Origin of the sequence: Romboutsia sp., from assembly GCF_035470145.1 — a bacterium.
Classification (GTDB): Bacteria; Bacillota; Clostridia; order Peptostreptococcales; family Peptostreptococcaceae; genus Romboutsia_D.
Map to the genome: position 1 here is coordinate 1 of NZ_DATIRC010000329.1, position 2,522 is coordinate 2,522.

Here is a 2,522-nt window from a genome sequence, read left to right on the forward strand (position 1 = left end):
AAATAGTCAATGCTTTTTTGTATCAAAAATACAGATAATAAATTGATAGTAAAAGTAAATTACAGGATCAGTTTATATTAAATGTAAAAAAAGATGAGTAGGATACCTGAACTGCTCCCTGTCTACCATAAAGGGAGCAGATCAGTTTTAAAAGTTAAAGACTATATAATTATATTTTAAAAACCCATTAGTTGAAAAAGTTCAACTCTAATTGACGAAGTTATATCATCAAATCCATCTCCAATCAAAGGTGTATCATATGTTATAACTTTTGACTTTCCTTTAAAATCGGCATGTTCATATAATATAACTTGAAATCCTAGTGGTATTTTAATCGAACTTAAGGTATCATTACCTATATTTAATTGATTTAAATTATACTGACCTAATTGTAATTCTTGTACCTTACCTTCATAGTTAGGCTGTTCATAGATTTTTACTGTTATAACTTCTACTTTAATGGATGAAGTTATATTATCAAAGTTACTCCCAACCCAAGGCATATCACATGTTATAATTTTTGATTTTCCTTCAAAATCGGCATGTTCATATAATGTAACTTGAAATCCTACTGGAACTTTAATTGAACTCAATGTATTATAGCCTATACTTAATTGATTTAAATTATACTCACCTAATTGTAATTCTTGGACTTTACCTTGATAGTTAGCATCTTCATAGATTTTTACGGTCATAGTTTGAACTTTAATTGATGAAAATTTATCATTAAGAGAATCTTCAATCAATGGAGTATCCTGTTTTATAAATACCATCTGTTCGTATCCAACAGAGGTGTTAAAATAATCATATTTATAAAGTATAACAATGAGTCCTTTTGGTACCTTAATTGAACTTAATGTATTATTACATAGACTTAATTGATTAGAAGTGTATTCACCTAATTGTAACTCTTGTACTTTACCTTGATAGTTAGGATACTCATAGATTTTTACTATTATATTTTCAACTTTAATTGATGAAATTTTACAATTAAAATAATATTCAATGCACGGAGTATCCACTGTTATAGTCATTGATTTTCCTTTAAAATTAGCATGCTCATAAAGTGTAACAATTAATCCTTTTGATACTTTCACTGAGTTTAATTTAGAACCATCTATATTTAATTGATTTATATTATAACTATCCACATTTAATTCTTGTACCGTACCTTGATAATTGGCAAGTTCATATATTTTTACTGTATTGTATTCTCTAAACTTTGAAATTAATTCTTTTATTTTAAATTTACATCTATCAGTTTTATAAGATTCTTTTGCTCTCAATACTTTATCATCATAAACAGATATATAATACCCATTATCACATTTTAAATATAATTCTTTTTCATTAATAGGAATTAATGTAAATAAAGAAGCTTCTGATTTGTCTATAACATTACATATTAAAGTACCATTACTAGAATCAGCTTTTATATAATATCCATCATGTGATTGTAGTATTACTATTGATTTAGCAACTTGTATAAAGTTAAATTTAGTAGAAAAACATACAGTATTACTATTAGCTTCTGTTATATTTTTTTCTTTGTTTATTGATATATAATTGTCATTCCAAGTGGATTTTACACATACTAATTTACCCATTTTTCCATAACATCCCCTTAGTATTAGTTTTATAGATTTTAATATATTGGAGTTTAACTTTTTAGAATTTGGATATTTTCTTTTAAACCGTATTACATTTTTAGTCTATATATAATATGTTAATATTATGTTTTTGCTACATATTACATAGATAAATGCCTAAAGTGTGACTTAAATAAAATTTTCTTGATTTATCTATTTTAAGATAAATAGGATTCATTATGTTATTTAAAGTGAAGGTATGCAACTAGTATCAATGCTAGAATTAGATTTTATTTTTATGCAGCAACTGTCCTTGTTTTGCCAATGTTTTGACACAATAATGACACAATTTATATCTATAATGAACTTGTAATAAAACATAACAACTATATCAATATACATAAGGGGCATATAAAGAAAGAGGGAGAGAACATATGAAAAAATTAAAATTAGTATTAATAGCTACATTTATGCTAATCATCTTAAATCCAGTTAACTCAAATGCAATGCATATAATGGAAGGATTTTTACCGATGAAATGGTCTATTATATGGAGTGTTGTATTCATACCATTTTTCTTAATTGGCGTAAAATCTATAAATAAAATAGTAAAACAAGAGCCTAAGAAAAAGGTATTATTAGCTTTATGTGGAGCATTTGTATTTGTATTATCTGCGCTTAAAATACCGTCACTAACAGGAAGTTGCTCACATCCAACAGGGGTAGGTTTAGGAGCAATATTATTTGGACCAAGTGTTATGGCTGTCTTAGGAACAATAGTACTTTTATTCCAAGCATTACTTTTAGCACATGGAGGATTAACAACTTTAGGAGCAAATGCTTTTTCAATGGCAATAGTAGGTCCTATAGTTACATTTTGTATATTTAAATTTTTAAAAAAGAAAAATGTAAAGACTGGAACTAATGTGTTTA

At 26.1% G+C, this 2,522-nt stretch carries 2 protein-coding genes; one reads left to right on the forward strand and one right to left on the reverse strand.

What is annotated here, in order from left to right:
• Positions 1–176: 176 nt before the first annotated feature.
• Positions 177–1,607 (reverse strand): beta/gamma crystallin-related protein, encoded by a 1,431-nt coding sequence (locus tag VLM92_RS13285; RefSeq protein WP_325276815.1) that lies wholly within the window; start codon positions 1,605–1,607, stop codon positions 177–179.
• 416 nt (positions 1,608–2,023) lie between these two features.
• On the opposite strand from VLM92_RS13285, the gene VLM92_RS13290 reads away from it, so the two are divergent.
• A partial coding sequence (locus tag VLM92_RS13290; protein ID WP_325276816.1) for an energy-coupling factor ABC transporter permease occupies positions 2,024–2,522 on the forward strand: 499 nt, incomplete at its 3' end.

Coding starts and splice junctions, on each gene's coding strand:
- VLM92_RS13285 (WP_325276815.1), bottom strand. CDS start 1,607: ATGGGTAAATTAGTATGTGTAAAATCCACTTGGAATGACAATTATATA.